Genomic DNA, 23,673 nt, shown 5'->3' on the forward strand with positions numbered 1-23,673 from the left:
CCGACAAAGAAAAACCGCACGCCTTTTGAGGGGCAGTGCGGCTTCTCGGGGCCGAAAACCGGCGATTACAGGCGCTTAGGCGTGCGCGGTGATGTAATCGATGGCTTCCTGAACGGTGGTGATCTTCTCAGCCTGCTCGTCCGGGATTTCGGTCTCGAATTCCTCTTCCAGAGCCATCACCAGCTCAACGGTGTCAAGGGAATCGGCGCCCAGGTCTTCGACGAAGGAAGCGCTGTTGGTCACTTCATCTTCTTTGACGCCCAGTTGCTCGGCGACGATTTTCTTGACGCGTTCTTCGATGGTGCTCATGTCTAGTTTTCACTCCTAGTGGAAAATTCCGTGCAGCTGGGCTGCAGTGTATAGAAAGGGTTTTCTAAGTTTCAAGCCGAATCCCCGGCCCCTTCCGAACTGCCGTCTACCGCCGGTTGCACTTTTGTAACGGACTTTAGACTGGTTTTATGACAGTTTCCTGAAGCGGCGAGTCACATTCAGCTCATGTACATGCCGCCATTCACCGGTACCGTGGCACCGGTAACGTAGGCCGCGCCATCGGAGGCGAGGAAGCCCACGACCTTGGCAATCTCTTCGGCCTGGCCGAGGCGACCCAGCGGAATCTGGGTCAGCAGCGCCTCGCGCTGGGCTTCCGGCAGCTCGCGGGTCATGTCGGTGTCGATAAAGCCCGGCGCTACCGAGTTCACGGTGATCGAGCGCGAACCGACTTCACGCGCCAGGGCGCGGCTGAAGCCTTCCAGGCCGGCCTTGGCCGCCGCGTAGTTGGCCTGCCCGGCGTTACCCATGGCACCCACCACCGAACCGATGCTGATGATGCGACCCCAGCGCGCCTTGGTCATGCCGCGCAGCACGGCCTTGGACAGGCGGAACAGGCTGTTGAGGTTGGTATTGATGACGTCGAACCACTCCTCGTCCTTCATCCGCAGCATCAGGTTGTCGCGGGTAATGCCGGCGTTGTTGACCAGGATGGCGACGGCACCGAAATCCTTCTGGATCTGTTCCAGAACAGCCTCCACCGACTCGCTGCTGGCCACATCCAGCATCAGGCCGGCACCCTGGATGCCCTGCTCCTTGAGTGCCTCGCCGATGCGCGCAGCACCAGCTTCACTGGTGGCGGTACCGATGACGATGGCGCCCTGACGGCCCAGCTCGAACGCGATGGCCTGGCCGATACCACGGCTGGCGCCGGTGACCAGAGCGACCTTGCCTTGCAGACTCATGCTTCTCTCCTTGTATCTCAGGCCAGCGCCGCACGCACGGCGGCGAAGGCTTCCCGGGTTTCCAGGCTGTGAGTGTTGATGCCTTTGACGCAACGCTTGTTGAGACCGGCCAGGACCTTGCCCGGGCCGCACTCGACCAGTTCGGTGACGCCCTGAGCGGCCAGGTAGGTCACGCTCTCCACCCAGCGCACCGGGCTGTACAGCTGAGCCAACAGGTCGCGCTTGAGGGTGTCCAGATCAGCCGGCACCGCCGCGCTGACGTTCTGCACCAGGGCGATCTGCGGGGCCTGCCAGGCCAGGCCGTTGACCGCATCGGCAAACTTCTCGGCCGCCGGGCGCATCAGCGCACAATGCGACGGCACGCTGACCGGCAGCGGCATGGCGCGCTTGGCGCCACGCGCCTTGCAGGCCTCGATGGCGCGCTCGACCGCGGCAGCGCTACCGGCGATCACCACCTGGCCGGGCGCATTGAAGTTGACCGCGCTGACCACCTCGCCCTGCGCCGCTTCGGCACAGGCGGCCAGCACATCGGCATCTTCCAGACCGAGAATGGCGGCCATGCCGCCCTGCCCGGCCGGCACGGCCTGCTGCATCAACTGGCCACGCAGCTCGACCAACTTGACCGCATCGCGGAATTCGATGGCTCCGGCGGCAACCAGCGCCGAGTACTCACCCAGGCTGTGGCCGGCGACGAAAGCCGGGCGGGCGCCGCCTTCGGCCAGCCACAGGCGCCAGAGGGCAACGGAGGCGGTCAGAATGGCCGGCTGGGTCTTGTCGGTTTCATTGAGGCGCTCCTCCGGCCCCTGCTGGGTCAGCGCCCAGAGGTCGTAGCCGAGCGCCTCGGAGGCCTCGCCGAAGGTGTCCCGGATCAGCGCCTGCTGGGCGCCAAGCTCGGCGAGCATGCCGAGCGACTGCGAACCTTGGCCGGGGAAGACAAATGCGAGGGAGGCAGACATCAAAACGTTCCCTTATCTAGTCGGAGGAAGCGGCGCGGCCAAGCCGAGCCGGAAACTGCAGATTGGATGAAACAACCACGAAGGGGGTCACAGGCTGCCAGGTTTGGAGATCGTCAAACAGCAGGAGTTCAGGAGACGGGGCGGCACGGCAACAGGACACATGACCCGAGCCATGCGTCAGAGCAACAGATCCTCGAGACGACCGTGCAGACGCTGCGGCAGGTTCTCGCGCACCTCGATCACAGCCCGACGAATGGCGCTCTGGAAACCCTCGCCGCTGGCCGCACCATGGCTCTTCACCACGATCCCCTGCAGCCCCAGGAAGCTGGCCCCGTTATGCCGCGCAGGCGCCAGCTCGCCGCGCAGGCGCTTGAGCAGCGGCAGTGCCACGGCCCCCGCTAGCCTGGAGACAAAACCTTCATTGAATAGCGCTTCGATCCGCTCGGAGATCATCGACACCAGGCCCTCGCTGGACTTGAGCAGGATGTTGCCGACGAAGCCGTCGCACACCACCACATCCGCCTCGCCGCGATACAGGCCATCCCCTTCGACGAAGCCTATGTAGTTCAGCCCCTGCGCCTGCTGCAGCAGACTGGCAGCCAGCTTGACCTGCTGGTTGCCCTTGATGTTCTCGGTACCGACATTCAGCAGCGCCACCCGCGGGCGCACCACGCCCTGAGCCTCGGCCGCAACCGAGCCCATGACGGCGAACTGGTAGAGCTGCTCGGCGCTGCAATCGACATTGGCGCCCAGATCGAGCAGATGACAGACGCCTCTGGCGGTCGGTACCGCGGTGACCATCGCCGGCCGGTCGATGCCGGGCAGCGGCTTGAGCACATAGAGGGAAAGCGCCATCAGCGCGCCGGTATTGCCGGCACTGACGCAGGCCTTGGCCCGACCGCTGCGCACCAGCTCCAGCATGACACGCATGGAGGCATCCGGCTTGCCACGCAGCGCATGAGTGGGGCGCTCGTCCATGCCGATCACCTCGCTGGCGTGCTCGACCTGCAGGCGCGCGCGATCGACACCCGGATGGAGGGCAATCAGTTCTTCGAGGACGGGGGCTTGGCCGACAAGGACCAGATGAAGCGAGGGGAATTCAACCAGACTGGCGATGCAGGCTGGAACAATGAGATGGGGACCGAAGTCCCCACCCATTGCATCGATAGCGATCAAAGCGGACAAGGATTACTCGTCGGCGCCCTTGTCGATCACTTTACGGCCGCGGTAGAAACCTTCCGGCGACACGTGGTGACGCAGGTGAACTTCACCGGTGCTCTTCTCGACGGACAGAGCGTTGGCCTCGAGAGCGTCGTGCGAACGGCGCATGTCGCGGGCAGAGCGGGATTTTTTGTTCTGCTGAACAGCCATAACTCATTAACTCCTAAACGTTTGGGTCACGCTTTAACTGCGCCAAAACACTGAACGGGTTGGACCGCGATACCTCGTCCTGGCTCGGCTCGGGCTCGTTAGCACCGGCCGGCTGCTGGCAATCCTCAGGGTCATGGGCCGGAACGATGGGCAGAGCGAGCAGAAGCTCATCTTCGACCAGCGTCATCAGATCCAACGGATCTTCACCCACTTCCAGCACGTCATAGCCCTTCGGCAGCGACTGGGTATCCGCACCTTCCTTCACCACCGCGTAATGACACTCGCTGCGGATCGGCAGGGCGACCAGTTCCAGACAACGCTGGCAAACCATCTTGACCTCAACCTCGAGCTCACTGTGAATACTCACAGCTCGACGCTCGCCACGTTCGAAGACCAGCTTCGCGCGCACCTTGCCGGAGTTATCTTCCAGCGAGTCGCACAGTCGCTCGAAACTGGCCAGCGGCATCTCCCCTTCGAGGGTAACACCGCGATCGGCGAGTTTGCGCGGATCAACGTGAGGTGGAATCGGTCCATTCGACATAGGCGCGGTATTCTAGGGATGCACCCTGCCCCTGTCAAAGGAATTTCCGCCCTGTCCGCTCACCGTCGCGGCAGCTAGAATCGCCGACCCACCAGGAGAACGATCATGCTGCCACTGGTACTCGCCTCTAGCTCGCCCTATCGCCGCGAACTGCTCGCCCGGTTGCGACAACCTTTCACCTGGGCAGCGCCGGCGATCGACGAAACACCACTCCCGAACGAAAGCGCCGAAGCCCTGGTGCGCCGCCTGGCCGAAGCCAAGGCCCGCGCCCTCAGCGAGCTGCACCCGGCGCACCTGATCATTGGCTCGGACCAGGTCGCCGTCCTCGGCAACCAGATACTCGGCAAACCTCACGATTTCAGCCGCGCCCGCAGCCAGCTAATGGCCGCCAGCGGCGCCAGCGTGACCTTCCTGACCGGCCTGGCCCTGCTCAATAGCGCCAGCGGCCACTGCCAGGTTGATCTGGTGCCTTTCACCGTGCACTTCCGCGCACTCGACGAAGAGCAGATCAGCCGCTACCTGCAGGCGGAACAACCTTATGACTGCGCCGGCAGCTTCAAGGCCGAGGGCCTGGGCGTCAGCCTGTTTCGCGCCACCGAGGGCGAGGACAACACCAGCCTGATCGGCCTGCCGCTGATTCGCCTGGTGCAGATGCTGGAGCGGGAAGGCATCGCCATTCCCTGAGCGCCTATATAAAAGGAAGAAGCCCGGCACGGGCCGGGCTTCTCACGGGAGCAATCAGCGCAACGCCGGCCCCTGGAAGCCCATCCACAGCGCCAGGCGCTCGGCCACGCTGGTGCCGAGCTTCTTGGTGAAGCGATCGAAAGGATTCTCTTCGCGAGTGAAGTCGACGATATCCTTGGCGCCGATTACCTCGCGGGCGACGTAACTGCTGCTACCCAGCGCATCGACCAGACCCAGCTGCAGAGCCTGCTCGCCGGACCAGATCAGGCCGGAGAACAGCTCCGGATGCTGGTCGACCTTGAGACGCTCGCCACGCCCCTTCTTCACGCTGTCGATGAACTGCTTGTGGGTGGTTTCCAGCACGCCCTGCCAGAAGCGGGTCTCCTCCTCCTTCTGCGGCTGGAAGGGATCCAGGAAGGCCTTGTGCTCACCCGAGGTGTAGACGCGACGATCGACACCGACCTTCTCCATCACCCCGACGAAGCCGAAGGTGGCCGCCGTGACACCGATGGAACCGACCAGGCTGGCCTTGTCGGCATAGATCTGGTCGGCGGCACTGGCGATGTAATAGGCACCGGAGGCGCCCAGGTCGCTGATCACCGCATAGACCTTGATATCCGGGTGCTCGCCACGCAGGCGCTTGATCTCGTCATAGATGTAGCCCGACTGCACCGGACTGCCGCCCGGGCTATTGATGCGCAGGACAATGCCCTTGGTCTTCTTGTCCTCGAACGCCGCGCGCAGACTGCTGACGATATTGTCGGCACTGGCCTCCTCGTCAGCCATGATCATGCCACGCACCTCGATCAGCGCCGTGTGGTGCTCCGCCGAGGACGCCGCCTTGTCCAGCTTCAGAGCCGGCGAGAACAATGCCAGGGCGCCGAACAAATAAACGAACGCCAACAATTTGAAGAAAATGCCCCAGCGCCGCGCGCGACGCTGCTCGATCACGCCGGCCTGGAGGGTTTGCTCCAGCAGCTTCCAGGCCTTTTCGTCACCCGATGCATTCCACTGATCAGACATACTCGCCAACCTCGACAGAGCCAAGAGGTGCGCGCCCTTCCAGCCAGGCACGCAATTCGGAAAACTCATTGATCGCCAACCGGGGCTCGTGAGCCCGCAGACTGTCCAACGGCTGCGCGCCGAAGCCTACCGCCACCGAATCCACGCCCGCATTGCGCGCCATCAGCAGGTCGAAGGCCGAATCACCGACCATCAGCGCCCGCTCCGGCGCAACAGCGCAATGCGCCATGATCTCGTGCAGCATGCGCGGATGCGGCTTGCTGGCCGTCTCGTCGGCGCAGCGGGTGATATCGAAATAATCCAGCCAGCCATGCCCTTCCAGCACCTTGTGCAGGCCGCGACGACTCTTGCCGGTAGCCACCGCCAGACGATAGCCCTGATCCCGAAAGGACTCGAGCGACTCGGCAACCCCCGGAAACAGCGCCGACGGCTCACTCTCCAGCGCCATGTAATGCTCGCCATAACCCACGCGGAAGCGCTCGACCTGCGCCGCCTCGCGCAGCTGGGGGTAAAGGGTCTGGATAGCCTCAGGCAGACCGAGACCGATAATGCCCTTGATCGCCTCGTCACTCAGCTGCGGCAGACCACAGACATCGGCAGCGCGGCGCATGGACTCGACGATACGACCGATCGAGTCGACCAGAGTGCCATCCCAGTCGAAGATCAGCAGCTGATAGTCAGGCACCGAGTCGCTCCAGGGTCTGCGCCCACATGTCGTCCACCTCGGCCTGCAACTCCAGAGGCTGACCATCCGGCAGCTCGATCTTCAGCTGATAGGCGTGCAGGAACAGGCGCTTGCCGCCCAGCTCGCGCACCTCGCGCGTGAACTCCTCGTCGCCGTACTTGGCATCGCCAGCAATGGAGTGCCCAGCGTGCTTGGCATGCACGCGAATCTGGTGCGTGCGCCCGGTGATCGGACTGGCCTCGACCAGAGTGGCGAACTCGCCGAAGCGGCGCAGCACGCGAAACTCGGTAAGCGCCTCCTTGCCTTCGGGATTGACCTCGACCATGCGCTCACCGGAGCGCAGGTTGTTCTTCAGCAGCGGCGCTGCCACTTTCTTCTTCGAAGTCGGCCAGCTGCCGCGCACCAGGGCCATGTAGCGCTTGTCCACGCCATCACCGCGCAGCGCCTCGTGCAGATGGCGCAGCATGCTGCGCTTCTTGGCGATCATCAGCAGGCCCGAGGTGTCGCGATCCAGACGATGCACCAGCTCGATATCCTTGGCATCCGGGCGCAACTGGCGGAACGCCTCGATCACCCCGTAGTTGAGGCCGCTGCCGCCATGCACGGCGATGCCGGCCGGCTTGTTCAGCACGATCAGCGCTTTGTCCTCATAGACGATGGCCGCTTCCAGGCGCTCCAGCAGGCTCTGCGCCAGCGGCGCCGGCTCGTCGCGCTCGGCCAGGCGCAGCGGTGGAACCCGCACGATATCTCCAGCCTGCAGTTTGTATTCGGGCTTGATCCGCCCCTTGTTCACCCGCACCTCGCCCTTGCGCAGAATGCGATAGATCAGGGTTTTCGGCACACCCTTGAGGCGGGCGAGAAGGAAATTATCGATACGCTGGCCGGCATGATCCGGCGCAACCTCAAGCAGCTGAACGCCGGAGGTTGGAGAGTTATCTGTAGTCATGCCGGAATCATAACAATTTTTTATGGAATTGAAGCACTTAATCATTACTGCTATAGTCGCGAACGCCGCCAAAAGCGGCCCGGTCAGCGGATGATCGACAACCTTGCCATCCCTGCCGAGCGCAACCCATTCAGGACGTGAGGCCGTCCGACGGGATTCTCGCCGCACAGAGCGCGATGAATTCCGGAAACAAAGCCTTGAGCCAAAGAGTCCTGAGCGCAGAAGTCGCAACCAGGCTCGACAGACGCGCAGGCCCTGCCTGCGGTAATGCAAACCCGCTACGGATTCAGCGAGCGGCACCCGATTTCAGCGATACGTGTAGGGTGGAGATGCACAACCGTCGGACAGCGTAGCTACAGGCATTACCCAGACGCTTCACATTCGTCCGCACCGACCGGTTGATTCCTCCCCTGACTGAGTGCTTCTGTCACCACAGCAAACAGGAGCGTTGTCGCGGCCCCAGGCCCCGTTGGCTTGGCCGCTGGACACCGGAGTGATTTACGACCACTCCGAAAGACGCGCCCTGACACCGACCGTGAGAGTCGTGTGTGCCAAACGCCGTTTCCGGTAGCCCGGAAACCATTGGTACAACATGAAAAGAATGCTGATCAACGCAACTCAGCCCGAAGAGTTGCGTGTCGCCCTGGTAGACGGCCAGAAACTCTACGACCTGGACATCGAGTCCGGCGCCCGCGAGCAGAAAAAGGCCAACATCTACAAGGGCCGCATCACCCGCGTCGAGCCCAGCCTCGAAGCCGCCTTCGTCGACTTCGGCGCCGAGCGCCACGGTTTCCTGCCCCTCAAGGAAATTTCCCGCGAATACTTCTCCAAGGCTCCCGAAGGCGGCCGCGTCAACATCAAGGAAGTATTGAAGGAAGGCCAGGAAGTCATCGTCCAGGTCGAGAAGGAAGAGCGCGGCAACAAGGGCGCCGCCCTGACCACCTTCATCAGCCTGGCCGGCCGCTACTTGGTGCTGATGCCGAACAACCCGCGTGCCGGTGGCATCTCCCGCCGCATCGAAGGTGAAGAACGCAACGAACTGCGTGAAGCACTGAACGGCCTCAACGCCCCGGGCGACATGGGCCTGATCGTGCGCACCGCCGGCCTCGGCCGCTCCAGCGAAGAACTGCAACTCGACCTGGACTACCTGATCCAGCTGTGGACCGCGATCAAGGAAGCCTCGCAAGGCCGCGCCGCGCCTTTCCTGATCTATCAGGAATCCAACGTCATCATCCGCGCTATCCGCGACTACCTGCGCCAGGACATCGGCGAAGTGCTGGTCGACAGCATCGAAGCCCAGGAAGAAGCCCTGGCCTTCATCCAGCAGGTCATGCCGCAGTACGCCAGCAAGATCAAGCTGTACGAAGACAGCGTGCCGCTGTTCAACCGCTTCCAGATCGAAAGCCAGATCGAAACCGCCTTCCAGCGTGAAGTGAAACTGCCGTCCGGCGGCTCCATCGTCATCGACCCGACCGAAGCCCTGGTGTCCATCGACATCAACTCGGCACGTGCGACCAAAGGCGGCGACATCGAAGAAACCGCCCTGCAGACCAACCTGGAAGCGGCCGAAGAGATCGCTCGCCAGCTGCGCCTGCGCGACATCGGCGGCCTGATCGTGATCGACTTCATCGACATGACCCCGGCCAAGAACCAGCGCGCCGTGGAAGAGAAAGTCCGCGAAGCCCTGGAAGCCGACCGCGCCCGCGTCCAGGTTGGCCGCATCTCGCGCTTCGGCCTGCTGGAAATGTCCCGTCAGCGCCTGCGTCCGTCCCTCGGCGAGACCAGCGGCATCGTCTGCCCGCGCTGCAACGGTCAGGGCATCATCCGCGACGTCGAATCGCTGTCGCTGGCCATCCTGCGCCTGATCGAAGAAGAAGCCCTGAAGGATCGCACCGCCGAGGTTCGCGCCCAGGTGCCGATCCCGGTTGCCGCCTTCCTGCTCAACGAGAAGCGCAACAGCATCACCAAGATCGAGCTGCGCACCCGTGCGCGCATCGTGATCCTGCCGAACGACCACCTGGAAACCCCGCACTTCGAAGTCCAGCGCCTGCGCGACGACAGCCCGGAAGTGCTGAGCGGCCAGTCCAGCTACGAAATGACCCCGGCCGAAGTCGAAGACGCCCAGCCGGTCAGCGCCACCCGCACCCTGGTGCGCCAGGAAGCCGCGCTGAAAACCACCCCGCCGCGCCCGGCCGCACCGACTCCGGCAGCCCCGCTGGCACCGGCCGCACCGACGCCGCAACCGAGCCTGTTCAAGGGCCTGGTCAAGTCGCTGGTGAGCCTGTTCGCCGGCAAGGAAGAAGAGCAGCAGCCGGTCGTCGAAGCCAAGCCCGCCGAACGCAAGCCGCGTGGCGACGAGCGCCGCAACGGTCGCCAGCAGAACCGTCGCGACGGCCGTGGCAACCGCGACCGCAGCGAGCGTGGTGAACGCAACGAGCGCAGTGAGCGTGGCGAGCGCGAAGAGCGCAAACCGCGTGAAGAACGCCAGCCGCGCGAAGCCCGCGAACCGCGTGAAGAGCGTCAGCCGCGCGAAGCCCGTGAAGAACGTCAGCCTCGCGAAGCCCGTGAGCCGCGCGAGCCGCGTGGTGAAGGCCAGGAAAATCGCCGCGAGCGCCAACCGCGCGAAGCCCGCGAGCCGCGCGAAGAGCGTCGCCGTGAACTGCGCGAGCCGCTGGACGCAGTAGCCGCCAGCAGCGAAGAGCAGCAGGCACAGCAGGAGCAGCGCGCCGAGCGCAAGCCACGTGAAGAGCGCCAGCCGCGCCCGCCGCGTGAAGAGCGTCAACCGCGCGCCGAACAGGCCGAAGCAGTCAGCGAAGAAGAAGTGCTGCTGAACGGCGAGCAGGTCGAAGACGACCAGGAAGGCGGTGAAGGCGGCGATCGTCCGCGTCGTCGCTCGCGTGGTCAGCGTCGCCGCAGCAACCGCCGTGAGCGCCTGCGCGATGCCGATGGCAACCCGATCGCCGATGAAGCCGAGGACAATGCAGACGCAGCCGAGGCTGGCACCGAAGGTGCGACCACCACAGCCGCCGAAAGCGCCGCCGTAGCAGTGGCCGCCACCCTGGCCGTGGCCACCGAGGAAGCCCTGGCTCAGCCGGAGCAAGCGCCGGTAGCTGAGCAGGCGCCAGCCGAGATCACCCGAGCAATCGAAGAGCCCACCCCTGCCGCGGCCATCGTGGCCGAACCGGTAGTGGAAGCTGCTCCGGTGGAACCGGCTCCCGTCGCGCCGGTTGCCGAGGCTCCGGTCGTTGTTGCCGAAGTGGCGCCTGCTCCCGTAGAGGCCGCTCCGGTAGCCGCTCCGCAGAGCACTGGCGGCCGCGCACCGAACGACCCGCGCGAAGTACGCCGCCGTCAGCGCGAGGCCGAGCGCCTGGCTGCCGAAGCCGCTGCCGCGCCGCAGGTGGTCGCTGCTCCGGTCGAGGCACCTGCCGAAGTCGAAGCGGCTCCGGCCGAGCTCGCTGCGGTGGTTGAACAGGCTACTCCGGCCGAAGAAGCCGCTCCCGCGGTAGAAGCGCCGAGCGAAGTCGCCCCGACTGAAGCAGTAGCCGAAACGCCGAGCGACGAGCCGGCCGCCGAGCCTGCCGCCGAACAGGCGGACAAGGAAGAAGAGGCGAAACCGCAGATCTAAGATCTGCGGCACAAAAAAGGGGATGCTTCGGCATCCCCTTTTTTATTTCTGTCTTGCACCTCGGCAAAGCCAGGTCACGGACCTAGAGCACGTTGGGCTCGATCTCCAGCAGCACACCGAAGCGCCGCTCGATATCCGCACGAATGCGCTGTGCCAGCGCCAGCAACTGCGCACCACTGGCCGTACCGTAGTTCACCAGCACCAACGCCTGCAGGCGATGCACGCCGGCGTCGCCTTCGCGAAAGCCTTTCCACCCAGCCCGCTCGATCAACCAGCCGGCAGCCAGCTTGGCCATCCCCTCGCCCGCCGGATAACTGACCAGGTCGGCGTGCTCGGCACGGATACGCTCAGCCAGCTCATTCGCCACCACCGGGTTCTTGAAGAAACTACCGGCATTGCCCAGCACGGCCGGGTCCGGCAGCTTCTCGCTGCGGATGGCGCAGATGGCGCGACTGACGTCGCTCGGTGTTGGCACCTCGATGCCTTCGGCCTGCAGGCGCTGGCGCACCGGGCCATAGTCCAGGTGCAGGCTGGCCTGGCGGCTGAGGGCAAAGCGCACCCGCAGGATCAGCCAGCGTCCCGGTTGCTGCTTGAACAAGCTGTCGCGGTAGGCGAAGGCGCATTCCTCAAGATCGAACTCGCGCAGCTCGCCACTCTGGCGATCCAGCGCGGTCAGCCCGGCGAAGACATCCTTGATCTCCACGCCATAGGCGCCGATGTTCTGCATCGGCGCGGCGCCGACCGTGCCGGGGATCAGGCTGAGGTTCTCCAGCCCGCTCAGGCCCTGCTCCAGGCTCCAGAGCACGAAGGGATGCCAAGGCTCCCCGGCCTCGGCCTCGACCAGCACCCGCTCGCCGTCGTCCTCGAGAATGCGCAGGCCACGGCTGGCCATGCGCAGCACCAGGGCTTCGACATCGCCGGTCAGCAGCAGGTTGCTGCCGCCGCCGATGGGCATCAGCGGCAGGCCGCGGCGCGCGGCCTCGGCCAGGGCTTCACGCACCTCGTGGTCATTGCGCGCCTCGGCGAACAGCCGGGCGTTGACATCGACGCCGAAGGTATTGAACGGTTTGAGGGAGACAGCCTCTTGCAATCGCAGGCTCACAGGCGCCCCCTGATCTCGGCGAGCAGCGCATCGCTGGCCTGCTCGATCAGGTCGAGTACCTGCTCGAAGCCGTCGACACCGCCGTAATAGGGATCGGGCACCTCGTCGAGCGCCAGGTCGTAGCGGCGCAGGAGCAGGTCCAGCTCGGCGCCACCGCTGGCGGGACGTAGGGCCTGCAGACGGGCCAGATTGTCGTGGTCCATGGCCAGGATCAGATCGAAGCGCTGGAAATCCTCGCGCTGTACCTGGCGTGCACGCAGGCTCGACAGATCATAGCCACGGGCCGCCGCAGCCTGGGCGGAACGCCCGTCCGGCGCTTTGCCGACATGCCAGTCGCCGGTACCGGCGGAGTCCACCGTAACCTTGCCGGCCAGGCCGGCAGCACTCAGGCGCTGGCGCAATACGCCCTCCGCGGTGGGCGAACGGCAGATATTGCCCATGCAGACGAACAGGACGCGCATCAGGCCCCCAGCAGGCGACGCACCCGCTCCAAGTCTTCCGGGGTATCCACGCCGGCCGGCGGCGCCTCGAGGGCATCGGCGACATGGATGCGCACGCCATGCCAGAGCGCACGCAGCTGCTCCAGACACTCGGTATCTTCCAGCCAGCACGGCCCCCAGGCCACGAAGTCATGCAGGAAGCCGGCGCGGTAGGCGTAGATGCCAATATGGCGGCGATAGGGCACGCCCTCCGGCAGCACGTCGCGGCTCTTGGCGAACGCGTCACGGGCCCAGGCCAGCGGCGCGCGACTAAAGGTCAGGGCCAGGCCGCTCTTGTCGCTGACCACCTTGACCACATTGGGGTTGAACAGTGCCTGCACGTCCTCGATCGGCTCAGCCAGGGTGGCGATGCCGGCCTGCGGGTTGGCCGCCAGGTTGGCCGCCACCTGATCGATGATGGCGGGCGGAATCAGCGGCTCGTCGCCCTGCACGTTGACCACGATGGCGTCGTTGGCCAGACCCAGCTGGGTGGCCACTTCGGCCAGGCGATCGGTGCCGGAGTTGTGGTCGACGCGGGTCATCAGCACTTCGGCGCCGAAGCCCTGGCAGACCTCGAGAATGCGTGCATCATCGGTAGCCACCACCACGCGGGCTGCGGAACTCTTCTTCGCCTGCTCCCAGACGTGCTGAACCATGGGCTTGCCGGCAATGTCCTGCAGCGGCTTGCCAGGCAGGCGGCTGGAGGCGTAACGGGCGGGAATGACAACGGTAAAGGCTTGGCTCATTTACTTGTCCAGACGCTCGTCGGTGGTCAGGGTGCGCGCCTCGCTCTCCAGCATCACCGGGATGCCGTCGCGAATCGGGTAGGCCAGGCCGGCGCCCTTGCTGATCAGCTCGGTCTTGTCTTCGGAAAGCTGCAGCGGGCCCTTGCAGACCGGGCAGGCCAGGATGTCGAGCAGTTTGGGGTCCATGAAGGAAATCCTCGGAGAGGTTGGAAAACGGCGCGAAGCTCAGCGCTTTGCGGCAAGCAGGCGATCCAGCTCGGTATCCAGCCAGGCGACGAAGGCCGGCGAAGGCGCGGCATCCACGGCCAGGTACCACCAGTCGGCGGCGGCGAAGGCCCGGCATTTCACCGCGTCCTTCTCGGTCATCAGCAGCGGCAGCGCCGGGCTGAATTGCAGGGCCTCGGGGCTGAAGCTGGCGTGGTCGGCGAAGGGATGCGCAATCGGCCGCCAGTTTAGCGCTTCGAGGGTATTGAAGAAACGCTGCGGATTGCCGATGCCGGCGACCGCATGCACCTGCTGGCCGGGCGGGAAATGCTCCAGCCCTACCCGCTCGCCACTGCGCAGATTGACCAGCGCGCTCGGCCGCAGCTGCAACGCATAACCCTGCTCGTCGTCTTCAGCAGCGCCATTGCGCAGCACGGCATCGACCTCGGCCAGACGCTGGGCCGGCTCGCGCAGGGGGCCGGCCGGCAGGCAGCGGCGATTACCCAGGCCTCGCGCCGCATCGATCAGCACCAGCTCCAGGTCACGCGCCAGGCGGTAATGCTGCAGGCCGTCGTCACAGAGGATCAGGTCGAGGGCTTCCTGCTCCAGCAGCGTCTGCACAGCACGGGCGCGCTGCGGGTCGATCACCAGCGGCACATCCGTGCGCTGCACGATCAGCAGCGGCTCGTCGCCGGCCTGCTCGGCAGCATGCTCGGCACGCACACGCCAGGGCAGTTGCGGCGGCGTGGCGCCATAGCCGCGACTGACCACGCCAACGCGCAGGCCGCGCGCGCGGCAATGCTCGATCAGCCAGAGAATCATGGGGGTCTTGCCGGTGCCGCCGACGGTGACGTTGCCGACCACGACAACCGGCACGGCTGCGCGGTAGATGTCGCCCTGCCCTGCCAGGAAGGCGCGGCGCTTGCTCAGCACCACGCGGCGGTACAACCACTCCAGCGGGCGCAGCAGAACCAGGGCCGGGTGGCCCTGGTACCAAGCAGCGGTGAGCCGGTCGGCCAGGCTCAAGGCTTGGCCTCGGCCTCGACCGTGGTGATACGCAGGTGGGAGAAGCCCAGCTTGCCGGCCGCATCCATCGCGGTGATCACCGCCTGGTGCGGGGTCTTGGCATCGGCGCTGATGGCCAGCGGCAGGCTGTTGTCGCCGCCGGACTCCTTGCTCAGCGCGGCCATCAGGCCTTCCAGATCACTCTTGAGCAGCGCCTGGCCATTCAGCGAGTAGCTGCCCTCGGGGCTGATCAGCACTTCCAGCTGCTTCAGCGCGGTTTCCTCGGGCGGCGTACCGCTGGCGGCTTCCGGCAGGTCGACCTTGAGCTGGGTCTCGCGGGTGAAGGTGGTGGTGACCACGAAGAACAGCAACAGGATGAACACCACGTCGATCAGCGACGCCAGGTTGATCTCGACGTTCTCCCGCGGTTTGCGCCGGAACTTCACGCCTTCTTGCCCTCTTTGCGGGTTTCCTTCGGCGCGGGTGCGCTGGCGTTGCCCAGGTCGACGTCACGGTCGCCCTGCACCACTTCCACCAGCTTGATCGCCTCCTGCTCCATGCCGACCACCAGCTCGTCGACACGACGCTGCAGGAAGCGGTGGAAGAACAGCGCGGGGATGGCCACGAACAGACCGGCCGCGGTGGTGATCAGGGCCTTGGAGATGCCGCCGGCGAGTTGCGCGGCGTTGGCCATGTTGGTGCCGATAAAGGCGCTGAAGATGTCGATCATGCCCAGCACGGTACCCAGCAGGCCGAGCAGCGGGGCCACGCCGGCAATGGTGCCGAGAGCATTGAGGTAGCGCTCCAGCTCATGGATCACGCGGGCGGCGGCTTCCTCGATGCACTCCTTCATGATCTCGCGACCATGCTTGGAATTGGCCAGGCCGGCGGCGAGGATCTGCCCCAGCGGCGAGTTGGCGCGCAGCTCCTTGAGCTTGTCGTTGGTAAGCTTCTTTTCCTTGATCCACATCCACACCTGCCCCAGCAGGTGCGGCGGCGTGATGCGGCTCGGCCGCAGGGTCCAGAGGCGTTCGGCGATGATGCCGGCAGCGGCGATGGAACACAGAATGATCGGCAGCATCATCCAGCCGCCAGATTTGACCAGCTCCCACACGGTATCGAATCCCCCTTCGAAAAGTGGCGCCACTCTAGCATAGGGTCGCGCCGACGCAGACCTCCCCGGTTCTCATTTTTCCCGCCAGAAGCGTGGGCGTTCGCGCCAGGCGGAAATACTCTGCACAGCCCCCAGCTGCAGCCGAATGGCGCCCAGCTCGGCGCTGTCATACAGGGCGATGCCGCGCGCGTGATAACGCGCAACGACACCGGGATGCGGATGGCCAAACGGGTTGTGCCAACCGCGCGAGAGCAGCGCGCCGTGCGGCGCCACCGCGTCGAGAAAGGCGGCGCTGGAGGAGCTGCGACTGCCGTGATGCGGCACCTGCAGCCAGCGCGCGCGCAGATCGCGACCGCTCGCCAGCAGGGCCTTCTCCGCTGCAGCATCCACATCGCCGGTGAGCAGCAGACTCTCGCCCTGCGCCTCTACCTTGAGCAGGCAGGACGCGGCATTACCCGGCGGCGCTTCACGCCAACGCCAGGTGGTGAAAACCACGCCATCCCACGCCCAGCGTGCACCGTCGACGCAGGGTTGCGCCTGCAGCGCCCGCGACAGCTCGGCAGCCTCGCCACTTGTCACCCGCGCTACGGTCATGCCCCGGACCACCGCCTCAGCACCACCGGCATGATCGCTATCGGCATGACTGAGCAGCAGCAGGTCGAGTCGGTCGGCACCCAGCTGGCGCAACGAGGGCAGCACCACCCGCTCGCCCAGGTCGAAGTCGCCGAAGCGCGGACCGGCGTCGTACAGCAACGCGTGCTCGCGAGTACGTACCAGCACGGCCAGACCCTGACCGACATCCAGTTGCCAGACCTGCGCCTGCCCCGCCGGAATGCGCTCGCGCGGCGGTAGCAACAGGGCGAGCAACAGCACCAGCCCAAGCGCACGCAGCGGCACGCCCGCTGGCAGCAGGCAAAGCAACACACCGAGACTGCCGAGCAGCCAGCACCAGAGTGGCACGGCGGTGGGCAACCAGGCCGGCAGCGCGCTGGCTATCCAGCCCAGCAGCTGGAACAGGATCGCCAGCAGGCCACCCGCCAGCCACAGCAGGCCCTCACCCAGCCAGGGCACGGGCAGCAACAGGGTTCCGAGCAGCGCCAGCGGCACCACCAGCAGACTGACCCAGGGTACGGCCAGCAGGTTGGCCAGCGGCCCGCTCAGGCTCAGCGGCAATCCCAACGCGAAGAACAGCGGCAACAGCCCCAGCGCCAGGGTCCACTGCGCACGCCACCACACGCGCCACCAGGACCAGGCCCCGAGCCGCCCGCCAAACACCCAGGCCAGCACCGCCACCGCGCCGAACGACAGCCAGAAGCCGGCCTGCAGGCTGGCCAGCGGCTCGACCAGCAGCACCAGCACGAACGCCAGCAGCAATGGCCACCACAAGCCCAGATGACGAAAGCGCAAACGCCACAGCAACACCAGGGCCACCATCACGCAGGCGCGCCGCACCGGCACCTCGAAGCCGGCCAGCAAGCCGTAGCCCAGCGCGCCGACGAAGGCCAGCGCGCAGGCCCAAGGCAACCAGGGTAGAAATCGAGGCCACAGGCCGAGCCGCGCCAGACCGGCGACCAGCGCATAGAGCAGCGCCGCCAGCAGCGCCACATGCTGCCCGGAGATAACCAGTAGATGCACCGTGCCGGTATCCTGCAGCACCCGCCAGTCGGCGCGACTGAGCCCGGAGTCGTCGCCCAGCACCAGCGCTGCCAGCGCCCCCGCGCGACCGAACGCCTCAACCGCGAGCAGCTCCTGGCGCAGCGCGTCGCGCCAGGCGGCCGCGCCCGCCGCCGCCTGCAGGCGCTCGCCGGCCTTGACCGTACCGGTGGCACCGATGCGCTGGGCCAGCAGCCAGGCTTCGTAGTCGAAGCCCTGCGGGTTGGCCAGACCACGCGGGCGCTTGAGCTTGACCGCCAGGCGCCAGCGCTCACCGGCCCGCACGGGCGGGCCGTCATACCAGGACAGGCGCAATCGCTGTGGCAACCGCTGCTCACGCGCGACTGCGTCTTCGAGCTGGAAACGCACCACGCCCTCGCCCACCTCCGGCAACCCGCTGACCCGCCCCTCCAGCCACAGGGTGCGGCCGTCGAGCGCCATGGCCAGGCGGTCATCCAGGGCCGCCTGCGCACTGAAGCAGGCCCAGACGAAGCCGAACAGCAACAAAGCCAGCGGATAACTGCGCCAGGGCAGCAGCATCAGCGCCAGCGGCAAGAGCGCCAGCAACAGCCAGGTCGGCGGCAACTGCGGCAGCAACGGCAAACAGGCCAGGCCTGCGGCCAGCGCGAACATCCCTGTGCGCATGGTTTTCCCATCCCGGGGTTGAGCTGTCATCACAGGGCCAAGCCGGCCTGCGAGCATCGGTGCATAATAGCCGCTGATTTTTGCCGAGACCGCTCATGCCTCGCCGTCTGTTCAAACGCTACATGCCCGATCCGCAGATGATCCGGGACCACAAGTCACTGCGCTTCCTCGGAACCCTGCTGCACGACCCCAACCTCTGGCACCTGAATCGGCACTCGGTCGCGCGCGCCATGGCCGCCGGGCTGTTCGCCGCCTTCATTCCGGCGCCGATGCAGATGCTGATCGCCGCCAGCCTGGCCATTCCGATCCGTGCCAACCTGCCGATTTCGGTAGGCCTGGTGTGGCTGACCAACCCGCTGACGATGCCGCCGATCTTCTACTGCACCTACAAGATGGGCAGTTGGTTGCTCGGCGTGCCGCCCATGGAACTGCCAGACGAGCTGACCTGGGAATGGATCAGCGGCGAGCTGGCGATTCTCTGGCAGCCCTTCCTGCTGGGCTCGGTGATAGTCGGGGTGATCTCCGCCGCCCTGGGCTACGGCCTGACCATGCTGTACTGGCGCTGGTGGGTGGCGCACAACTGGCGCAAGCGTGCCGAGAAGCGCCGCCAGTCCCAGCGCTAGATAGCAAAACGCCGCTTCTCAGCGGCGTTTTCGTTTACTCGTAGCGCAGCGCTTCGGCCGGCTGCGTGCGTGAGGCACGCCAGGACGGGTAGAGCGTGGCGAGGAAGCTCATGCTCAGCGCCGCACCGCAGATCAGCAGCACATCCAGGCCGCGCAGGTCGGACGGCAGGCTGCTGATGAAGTACACGTCGGAGCTGAAGATGTGCGCGCCACTGGCCTTTTCCAGCCAGGCCACCCAGCTGCTGATGTTCAGCGCGACCGTCACGCCCAGCACGCCACCGATAAGGGTGCCGATGCAGCCGATCACCGTGCCCTGCACCATGAAGATCGCCATCACCTGCCGCGGCGTGGCGCCGAGGGTACGCAGGATGGCGATGTCGGCGCGCTTGTCGGCGACCACCATGATCAGCGTGGCGATGATGTTGAAGGCAGCCACCGCGATGATCAGTAGCAACAGCAGGCCGATCATGGTCTTTTCCATCTGCATGGCACTGAACAGGCTGCCCTGGGTGCGGGTCCAGTCGATCGCCTTGAAGCCGGCGCCCAGTTGCGTGGCGATGGCGGCGGACACCTGCGGCGCCTGGTACAGGTCCTTCAGGGCGATGCGCACGCTCTGCACCTGGCCGTCGGCCAGGCGCTGGATGCCGGACGCATCGGCGATATGGATCAGCGCCAGGCTGCCATCCAGCTCGGCGCCGACCTTGAACACGCCGACCACCGACAGGCGCAGCATGCGCGGCGTGATGCCGCCGGCGGCCTTGCTCGCCTCAGGCACGATCAGGGTCAGCTTGTCGCCGACATTCAGGCGGAAACGACGCGCGCTGATCTCGCCGATCACCACGCCGAACTCACCGGCCTTGAGGTCCTCCAGGCGGCCCTGAACCATGTGCCGACCGATGATCGAGACCTTCTGCTCCTCGGCCGGATCGATGCCGTTGATCTGCACCGGCTGCATGTTGCCCTTGTAGGAAAACATGCCCTCCAGTTCGGCGAAGGGCGCAGCGCCAGTCACCTGTTTGTGCAGCATCGCGGTGGCGGCCACCGCCTGCCAGTCGTCCAGCGGCCGGTCGGCGCTGAGGGTGGCGTGCGGCACCATGCCGAGGATGCGCGAGCTCATTTCCTTCTGGAAACCGTTCATCACCGACAGCACCACGATCATCGCCAGCACGCCCAGGGCCAGGCCGATCATCGAGGTCAGCGAGATGAAGGAGATGTAGTGGTTGCGCCGTTTGGCCCGGGTGTAGCGGGCGCCGACGAAGATGCTCAGCGGGCGGAACATCAGGCGACCACCAGCTTGCCGTCTTCCAGGCGCAGCACGCGGTCCATCTGGCCGGCCAGCTGCGGGTCATGGGTCACCACCAGGAAGGCCGTGCGCGAGTCACGGCTGAGCTCGCGCATCAGCTCCTGGATGCCCTGCGCGGTGTGCTGGTCGAGGTTACCGGTGGGTTCATCGAGCAGCACCAGTGCCGGCTGGTTGACCAGAGCACGGGCGATGGCCACGCGCTGGCGCTCGCCGCCTGACAGCTCGGCCGGCTTGTGCGACAGGCGATGACCAAGGCCGACCCGCTCCAGCAGCGCAGTAGCACGCTGACGCGCTTCGGGGATCGGCGTCTTGCCGATCAGCAGCGGCATGCACACGTTCTCCAGCGCGGTGAATTCCGGCAGCAGGTGATGGAACTGGTAGACGAAGCCCAGCGCCCGGTTGCGCAGCAGGCCACGGGCCTTCTCGTTGAGCGCCGAGAGTTCCTCGCCGGCCAGCCAGACACTGCCCTGGCTCGGTGTATCGAGGCCGCCGAGCATGTTCAGCAGGGTACTCTTGCCCGAGCCGGAGGTGCCGACGATGGCCACGCGCTCGCCGGGCAGCAGCTCCAGCTCGACGTTGCTCAGCACCACGACCGTCTGCGGGCCTTCCTCGTAGCTCTTGCCCAGATTGCGGCAACTCAGCACGGACTTGTCACTCATAACGCAAAGCCTCCGCAGGCTGGGTGCGCGCCGCACGCCAGGCCGGGTAAAGGGTGGCAAGGAAACTCAGGACCAGGGCGGCACCGCAGACCAGCGCCACATCCGAGCCCTGTACCTGCGAGGGCAGGTAATCGATGAAATACACCTCGGCATTGAGGAACTGGATGCCCAGCAGGCTCTCCAGTCCCTTGATCGCCGCGCTGACATTCAGCGCCGCGAGCACGCCGAGCACACCGCCGACCAGGGTGCCGACAATGCCGATCACCGAACCCTGGACCATGAAGGTGGCCATGATCTGCCGCGGCGTGGCACCGAGGGTGCGCAGGATGGCGATATCGGATTTCTTGTCGGTCACCACCATCACCAGGGTGGAGATGATGTTGAAGGCAGCCACGGCGACGATCAGCAGGAGCAACAGGCCGATCATGGTCTTTTCCATGCGGATGGCCTGGTACAGGTTGCCGTGGGTGCGGGTCCAGTCGCGGGCGTAGAAGTCCTGCTCGCGTAGCAGGGTAGCCAGCTCCCAGGCCACCTGCGGCGCCTGGAACAGGTCATGCAATTTCAGGCGGATGCCCTGCACTTCGCCCGGCTTCAAGCGCAGCAGGCGGCCGGCGTCCTGCACGTGGGCCATCACCACATGGCCGTCGATCTCGCCGGCGCCGACATGGAAGATGCCGACCACGGTGAAACGCTTCATGCGCGGGAACATGCCGGCCGGGGTCACCGCCACTTCGGGGGCGACGAACGTGACCTTGTCGCCGATGGCCAGGCCCAGCTTCTTCGCCGCCAGGTCGCCAATGAGGATGCCGAAGCCACCCGCCTGGAGCGAATCCAGCGAGCCCTCACGGAAGTAGTCGCCGATGATCGAGACCTTGGCCTCTTCGACCGGATCGATGGCGTTGACCAGCACCTTCTGCACCTGGCCGTTGTTGGTCAACAGCCCCTGCATCTGGGTGAACGGTGCGATGGCCGCCACCTGCGGATGACGCAGCAGGCCTTCGCCGATGGTGCGCCAGTCCTTGATCGGCGTGGTGCTGTCGAGGGTAGCGTGGGGCACCATGCCCAGCACGCGGTCGCGCATCTCGCGATCGAAGCCGTTCATCACCGACAGCACGACGATCATCACCAGCACGCCCAGGGCCAGGCCGATGATGGAAGTCAGGGAAATGAAGGAAACGAACAGGCTGCGGCGTCGGGCTCGCGTGTAACGCACGCCGATGAAGAACGGCAGGGGTCTGAACATGAGTGAGGGGATTCGCTGCGAAAAGGGAGAAACGTCCTTGTGGCGGGGCCTGGCGCGCGGCTTTACACTCAGACCACCACTGCTGCCATGGGTTCGCCATGTCGAATCAAGACGTCGATGATCGCCGCGAATACTACCGTATCGAGGATACGATCGCACTGGATTTCAGCCTGCTCTCCGGGTCTGACGCGCACGCCAGTGATCCGCTTCACGACAACTCGCCGCTGTTCAATCTGCTCAGCGACCTGCACCTGATGGACTTCGAGTCGCAGCACCTGCTGCGCCACATCAGCGAGCGTGATCGCACCCTGGCCAACTACCTCAAGGTGATGAACAAGCGCATCGACCTGCTCGGCCAAGCTGTGGCGCAGAGCCTGCTGCGCGATATCGGCGCACCGCGCCGGGTATCGATTTCCGAGGGCGGCATCAGCTTCAACCATGGCCAGGCCGTCCCTGTCGGCAGTCACCTGGCGATCAAGATGGTGCTGATGCCGCAGGCCCTCGGCCTGTTGCTGCGGGCCAAGGTGGTCCACAGCCAGGCCCGCGGCAACGGCCAGTTCGAGATCGGTACCGAGTTCGAGGCACTGACCGATGCGCAGCGCCAGCTGCTGGCCCGGCACATCCTGCAGAAGCAGGCGCTGGAGCGGCGCATGGCCAAGGAGCAGCGATGAGGTCGTTAGCGCTCCTGCTCGGTGCCCTGCTGCTCTGCTCCCCCGCCCTCGCCCAGACCCTTGAGATCCCGCTCGGCCAGCAAGGCGACGCGGTCGCCGGCCTGCCCCAGCTGGGCGAGTCGAAGCGCTCCGTACTGGAGCGCTTCGGCCTGGCCGACGAGGAGCACCCAGCCGTGGGCCAGCCGCCCATCACCCGCTGGGACTACCGCAGCTTCAGCGTCTATTTCGAATACGACCATGTGATCAACAGCGTGCTGCACCATCAGCCGCACCACCCCCTCGACAAGGATCAACCGTGACCCTGATCTACGGCCACCGCGGCGCCAAGGGCGAAGCGCCGGAAAACACCCTCGCCAGCTTCCAGCGTTGCCTCGAACACGGCGTGACCCGCTGCGAACTCGACCTGCACCTGTCGCGTGACGGCGAGCTGATGGTGATTCACGACCCGACCCTCAAGCGCACCACCGGCCGCCGCGGCAAGGTGGTGGAGCACGATGCGGAGGAGCTGGTGAAGCTCGACGCCCGCCAGGGCGGCCCGGGCTGGAAAACGCCCTGCCCGATCCCGACGCTGGAAAGCCTGTTCGAGCAGTGCCCGTTCGAGCACTGGCAGCTGGAAGTCAAAAGCGCCTCGCGGGTACGGGCCGCGCGCACCGTGCTGGCCATCCAGGCGCTGGCCGAGCGTTTCGGCATCAAGGACCGCATCACCGTCACCAGCAGCTCGCGCGAAGTGTTGCGCGCCCTGCGTCGCCTGACGCCGGAGCTGTCGCGCGGCCTGGTGGCCGAATACAACTGGCTCGACCCGCTGAAGGTGGCCGCCCACCACGGCTGCTCGATGCTCGCGCTGAACTGGACGCTGTGCACGCCGGAACGCCTGCTCAAGGCGCAGAAGGCCGGCCTGCACGTGTCGGTCTGGACGGTCAACGAACCGGCGCTGATGCGCCGCCTGGCCGACTTCGGCGTGGACAGCATCATCACCGACTTCCCGGGGCTGGCGGTGGATACGCTCAAGCGCTAGCAGGTGGCCTCCTGTAGCCCGGATGCAATCCGGGAAACAGGCAACACCTCCCCCGGATTGCATCCGGGCTAAGGACTGCTCCCGAAGCCTATTAGCCCGCGTGTACATCCCCTCTCCCATTTATGGGAGAGGGTTAGGGAGAGGGTCG

General features: G+C 65.7%; 26 protein-coding genes. 6 read left to right on the forward strand and 20 right to left on the reverse strand.

The genetic code is table 11. The annotated features are described in order from the left end of the window. Window positions 1-75: 75 nt before the first annotated feature. From acpP to PA6_RS08400, 6 genes are all read right to left on the reverse strand, one after another. On the reverse strand, window positions 76-309 hold the full coding sequence (gene acpP, locus PA6_RS08375; protein WP_021700471.1) for an acyl carrier protein: 234 nt from the start codon (window positions 307-309) through the stop codon (window positions 76-78). Window positions 310-488: 179 nt separating this feature from the next. Next, on the reverse strand, window positions 489-1,232 hold the full coding sequence (gene fabG, locus PA6_RS08380; protein ID WP_021700472.1) for a 3-oxoacyl-ACP reductase FabG: 744 nt from the start codon (window positions 1,230-1,232) through the stop codon (window positions 489-491). 17 nt (window positions 1,233-1,249) lie between these two features. Continuing rightward, window positions 1,250-2,188, reverse strand: a complete 939-nt coding sequence (gene fabD, locus PA6_RS08385) for an ACP S-malonyltransferase (RefSeq protein WP_021700473.1) — start codon at window positions 2,186-2,188, stop codon at window positions 1,250-1,252. Window positions 2,189-2,365: 177 nt separating this feature from the next. Continuing rightward, window positions 2,366-3,346 carry a phosphate acyltransferase PlsX gene (gene plsX, locus PA6_RS08390; RefSeq protein WP_043216463.1) on the reverse strand — a complete coding sequence of 327 codons (981 nt, stop codon included), beginning with the start codon at window positions 3,344-3,346 and terminating at the stop codon, window positions 2,366-2,368. Between the two features lie 30 nt (window positions 3,347-3,376). After that, complete coding sequence (rpmF, locus tag PA6_RS08395) at window positions 3,377-3,559, reverse strand: 50S ribosomal protein L32 (protein WP_021700475.1); 183 nt, start codon at window positions 3,557-3,559, stop codon at window positions 3,377-3,379. A gap of 13 nt (window positions 3,560-3,572) precedes the next feature. Continuing rightward, on the reverse strand, window positions 3,573-4,100 hold the full coding sequence (locus PA6_RS08400; protein ID WP_021700476.1) for a YceD family protein: 528 nt from the start codon (window positions 4,098-4,100) through the stop codon (window positions 3,573-3,575). 105 nt (window positions 4,101-4,205) lie between these two features. Here PA6_RS08400 and PA6_RS08405 point away from each other — a divergent pair, with 105 nt between their 5' ends. Continuing rightward, window positions 4,206-4,784: a Maf family protein gene (locus PA6_RS08405; protein WP_021700477.1), complete on the forward strand. Its 579-nt coding sequence runs from the start codon at window positions 4,206-4,208 to the stop codon at window positions 4,782-4,784. Between the two features lie 54 nt (window positions 4,785-4,838). Here PA6_RS08405 and sppA read toward each other — a convergent pair whose 3' ends face one another. Genes sppA through rluC form a run of 3 tightly spaced genes read right to left on the reverse strand, consistent with a single transcriptional unit; the run spans window position 4,839 to window position 7,438 of the window. After that, window positions 4,839-5,807, reverse strand: a complete 969-nt coding sequence (gene sppA / locus PA6_RS08410) for a signal peptide peptidase SppA (protein ID WP_021700478.1) — start codon at window positions 5,805-5,807, stop codon at window positions 4,839-4,841. Beyond that, a complete protein-coding gene (locus PA6_RS08415) occupies window positions 5,800-6,492 on the reverse strand; it encodes an HAD-IA family hydrolase (protein ID WP_021700479.1) in 693 nt (230 codons plus the stop codon). Before PA6_RS08415 ends, sppA begins: the two co-directional genes overlap by 8 nt. Continuing rightward, the gene (rluC, locus tag PA6_RS08420; protein WP_021700480.1) at window positions 6,485-7,438 is read right to left on the reverse strand and encodes a 23S rRNA pseudouridine(955/2504/2580) synthase RluC; all 954 of its coding nucleotides are present in this window, start codon (window positions 7,436-7,438) and stop codon (window positions 6,485-6,487) included. Before rluC ends, PA6_RS08415 begins: the two co-directional genes overlap by 8 nt. Before the next feature lie 592 nt (window positions 7,439-8,030). Here rluC and rne point away from each other — a divergent pair. Continuing rightward, a complete protein-coding gene (gene rne, locus PA6_RS08425) occupies window positions 8,031-11,063 on the forward strand; it encodes a ribonuclease E (RefSeq protein WP_169728644.1) in 3,033 nt (1,010 codons plus the stop codon). Window positions 11,064-11,145: 82 nt separating this feature from the next. Here rne and murB read toward each other — a convergent pair whose 3' ends face one another. The 8 genes from murB to PA6_RS08465 all read right to left on the reverse strand — a co-directional run bounded on the left by murB (window position 11,146) and on the right by PA6_RS08465 (window position 18,011). Next, entirely contained in the window at window positions 11,146-12,165 is a 1,020-nt protein-coding gene (murB, locus tag PA6_RS08430; protein ID WP_021700482.1) for a UDP-N-acetylmuramate dehydrogenase, read from the reverse strand. Then, entirely contained in the window at window positions 12,162-12,626 is a 465-nt protein-coding gene (locus tag PA6_RS08435; RefSeq protein ID WP_021700483.1) for a low molecular weight protein-tyrosine-phosphatase, read from the reverse strand. The genes murB and PA6_RS08435 overlap by 4 nt, the downstream gene beginning before the upstream one ends. Next, window positions 12,626-13,390, reverse strand: a complete 765-nt coding sequence (gene kdsB / locus PA6_RS08440) for a 3-deoxy-manno-octulosonate cytidylyltransferase (RefSeq protein ID WP_021700484.1) — start codon at window positions 13,388-13,390, stop codon at window positions 12,626-12,628. Before kdsB ends, PA6_RS08435 begins: the two co-directional genes overlap by 1 nt. Continuing rightward, window positions 13,391-13,576, reverse strand: a complete 186-nt coding sequence (locus PA6_RS08445) for a Trm112 family protein (RefSeq protein WP_021700485.1) — start codon at window positions 13,574-13,576, stop codon at window positions 13,391-13,393. Between the two features lie 39 nt (window positions 13,577-13,615). Continuing rightward, complete coding sequence (gene lpxK, locus PA6_RS08450) at window positions 13,616-14,620, reverse strand: tetraacyldisaccharide 4'-kinase (protein WP_021700486.1); 1,005 nt, start codon at window positions 14,618-14,620, stop codon at window positions 13,616-13,618. After that, complete coding sequence (locus tag PA6_RS08455; protein ID WP_021700487.1) at window positions 14,617-15,045, reverse strand: ExbD/TolR family protein; 429 nt, start codon at window positions 15,043-15,045, stop codon at window positions 14,617-14,619. The genes lpxK and PA6_RS08455 overlap by 4 nt, the downstream gene beginning before the upstream one ends. Continuing rightward, a complete protein-coding gene (locus tag PA6_RS08460; protein WP_021700488.1) occupies window positions 15,042-15,713 on the reverse strand; it encodes a MotA/TolQ/ExbB proton channel family protein in 672 nt (223 codons plus the stop codon). Before PA6_RS08460 ends, PA6_RS08455 begins: the two co-directional genes overlap by 4 nt. A 72-nt stretch (window positions 15,714-15,785) precedes the next feature. Continuing rightward, window positions 15,786-18,011: a DNA internalization-related competence protein ComEC/Rec2 gene (locus tag PA6_RS08465; protein WP_043216465.1), complete on the reverse strand. Its 2,226-nt coding sequence runs from the start codon at window positions 18,009-18,011 to the stop codon at window positions 15,786-15,788. A gap of 95 nt (window positions 18,012-18,106) precedes the next feature. On the opposite strand from PA6_RS08465, the gene PA6_RS08470 reads away from it, so the two are divergent. Beyond that, window positions 18,107-18,634 (forward strand): DUF2062 domain-containing protein, encoded by a 528-nt coding sequence (locus tag PA6_RS08470; protein WP_021700490.1) that lies wholly within the window; start codon window positions 18,107-18,109, stop codon window positions 18,632-18,634. A gap of 34 nt (window positions 18,635-18,668) precedes the next feature. Here the strand turns inward: PA6_RS08470 and PA6_RS08475 are convergent, their stop codons facing one another. From PA6_RS08475 to PA6_RS08485, 3 genes are read right to left on the reverse strand one after another with little or no spacing between them, the layout of a single operon-like run. Next, window positions 18,669-19,913, reverse strand: a complete 1,245-nt coding sequence (locus PA6_RS08475; protein WP_021700491.1) for a lipoprotein-releasing ABC transporter permease subunit — start codon at window positions 19,911-19,913, stop codon at window positions 18,669-18,671. Then, entirely contained in the window at window positions 19,913-20,596 is a 684-nt protein-coding gene (gene lolD / locus PA6_RS08480; protein ID WP_021700492.1) for a lipoprotein-releasing ABC transporter ATP-binding protein LolD, read from the reverse strand. The genes PA6_RS08475 and lolD overlap by 1 nt, the downstream gene beginning before the upstream one ends. After that, on the reverse strand, window positions 20,589-21,839 hold the full coding sequence (locus tag PA6_RS08485; protein WP_021700493.1) for a lipoprotein-releasing ABC transporter permease subunit: 1,251 nt from the start codon (window positions 21,837-21,839) through the stop codon (window positions 20,589-20,591). The genes lolD and PA6_RS08485 overlap by 8 nt, the downstream gene beginning before the upstream one ends. A 98-nt stretch (window positions 21,840-21,937) precedes the next feature. On the opposite strand from PA6_RS08485, the gene PA6_RS08490 reads away from it, so the two are divergent. The 3 genes from PA6_RS08490 to PA6_RS08500 are packed head-to-tail and all read left to right on the forward strand — an operon-like array spanning window position 21,938 to window position 23,525. After that, window positions 21,938-22,510, forward strand: coding sequence for a PilZ domain-containing protein (locus PA6_RS08490; protein ID WP_021700494.1), 573 nt, complete (start codon window positions 21,938-21,940; stop codon window positions 22,508-22,510). Further along, window positions 22,507-22,809 carry a hypothetical protein gene (locus PA6_RS08495; RefSeq protein ID WP_021700495.1) on the forward strand — a complete coding sequence of 101 codons (303 nt, stop codon included), beginning with the start codon at window positions 22,507-22,509 and terminating at the stop codon, window positions 22,807-22,809. The genes PA6_RS08490 and PA6_RS08495 overlap by 4 nt, the downstream gene beginning before the upstream one ends. Beyond that, on the forward strand, window positions 22,806-23,525 hold the full coding sequence (locus PA6_RS08500; RefSeq protein ID WP_021700496.1) for a glycerophosphodiester phosphodiesterase: 720 nt from the start codon (window positions 22,806-22,808) through the stop codon (window positions 23,523-23,525). The genes PA6_RS08495 and PA6_RS08500 overlap by 4 nt, the downstream gene beginning before the upstream one ends. Window positions 23,526-23,673: the final 148 nt, after the last annotated feature.

This window comes from Aquipseudomonas alcaligenes NBRC 14159 (assembly GCF_000467105.1).
Lineage (GTDB): Bacteria > Pseudomonadota > Gammaproteobacteria > Pseudomonadales > Pseudomonadaceae > Aquipseudomonas > Aquipseudomonas alcaligenes.

Excerpts from the sequence above, each read along its gene's own strand:
- PA6_RS08435 (WP_021700483.1), bottom strand. The coding sequence starts at position 12,626 with ATGCGCGTCCTGTTCGTCTGCATGGGCAATATCTGCCGTTCGCCCACC.
- PA6_RS08490 (WP_021700494.1), top strand. The coding sequence starts at position 21,938 with ATGTCGAATCAAGACGTCGATGATCGCCGCGAATACTACCGTATCGAG.
- lolD (WP_021700492.1), bottom strand. The coding sequence starts at position 20,596 with ATGAGTGACAAGTCCGTGCTGAGTTGCCGCAATCTGGGCAAGAGCTAC.
- fabG (WP_021700472.1), bottom strand. The coding sequence starts at position 1,232 with ATGAGTCTGCAAGGCAAGGTCGCTCTGGTCACCGGCGCCAGCCGTGGT.
- rluC (WP_021700480.1), bottom strand. The coding sequence starts at position 7,438 with ATGACTACAGATAACTCTCCAACCTCCGGCGTTCAGCTGCTTGAGGTT.
- PA6_RS08475 (WP_021700491.1), bottom strand. The coding sequence starts at position 19,913 with ATGTTCCGCCCGCTGAGCATCTTCGTCGGCGCCCGCTACACCCGGGCC.
- sppA (WP_021700478.1), bottom strand. The coding sequence starts at position 5,807 with ATGTCTGATCAGTGGAATGCATCGGGTGACGAAAAGGCCTGGAAGCTG.
- PA6_RS08465 (WP_043216465.1), bottom strand. The coding sequence starts at position 18,011 with ATGCGCACAGGGATGTTCGCGCTGGCCGCAGGCCTGGCCTGTTTGCCG.
- PA6_RS08445 (WP_021700485.1), bottom strand. The coding sequence starts at position 13,576 with ATGGACCCCAAACTGCTCGACATCCTGGCCTGCCCGGTCTGCAAGGGC.
- PA6_RS08495 (WP_021700495.1), top strand. The coding sequence starts at position 22,507 with ATGAGGTCGTTAGCGCTCCTGCTCGGTGCCCTGCTGCTCTGCTCCCCC.
- acpP (WP_021700471.1), bottom strand. The coding sequence starts at position 309 with ATGAGCACCATCGAAGAACGCGTCAAGAAAATCGTCGCCGAGCAACTG.
- rne (WP_169728644.1), top strand. The coding sequence starts at position 8,031 with ATGAAAAGAATGCTGATCAACGCAACTCAGCCCGAAGAGTTGCGTGTC.
- PA6_RS08485 (WP_021700493.1), bottom strand. The coding sequence starts at position 21,839 with ATGTTCAGACCCCTGCCGTTCTTCATCGGCGTGCGTTACACGCGAGCC.
- fabD (WP_021700473.1), bottom strand. The coding sequence starts at position 2,188 with ATGTCTGCCTCCCTCGCATTTGTCTTCCCCGGCCAAGGTTCGCAGTCG.
- kdsB (WP_021700484.1), bottom strand. The coding sequence starts at position 13,390 with ATGAGCCAAGCCTTTACCGTTGTCATTCCCGCCCGTTACGCCTCCAGC.
- PA6_RS08405 (WP_021700477.1), top strand. The coding sequence starts at position 4,206 with ATGCTGCCACTGGTACTCGCCTCTAGCTCGCCCTATCGCCGCGAACTG.
- PA6_RS08400 (WP_021700476.1), bottom strand. The coding sequence starts at position 4,100 with ATGTCGAATGGACCGATTCCACCTCACGTTGATCCGCGCAAACTCGCC.
- rpmF (WP_021700475.1), bottom strand. The coding sequence starts at position 3,559 with ATGGCTGTTCAGCAGAACAAAAAATCCCGCTCTGCCCGCGACATGCGC.
- PA6_RS08470 (WP_021700490.1), top strand. The coding sequence starts at position 18,107 with ATGCCTCGCCGTCTGTTCAAACGCTACATGCCCGATCCGCAGATGATC.
- plsX (WP_043216463.1), bottom strand. The coding sequence starts at position 3,346 with ATGGGTGGGGACTTCGGTCCCCATCTCATTGTTCCAGCCTGCATCGCC.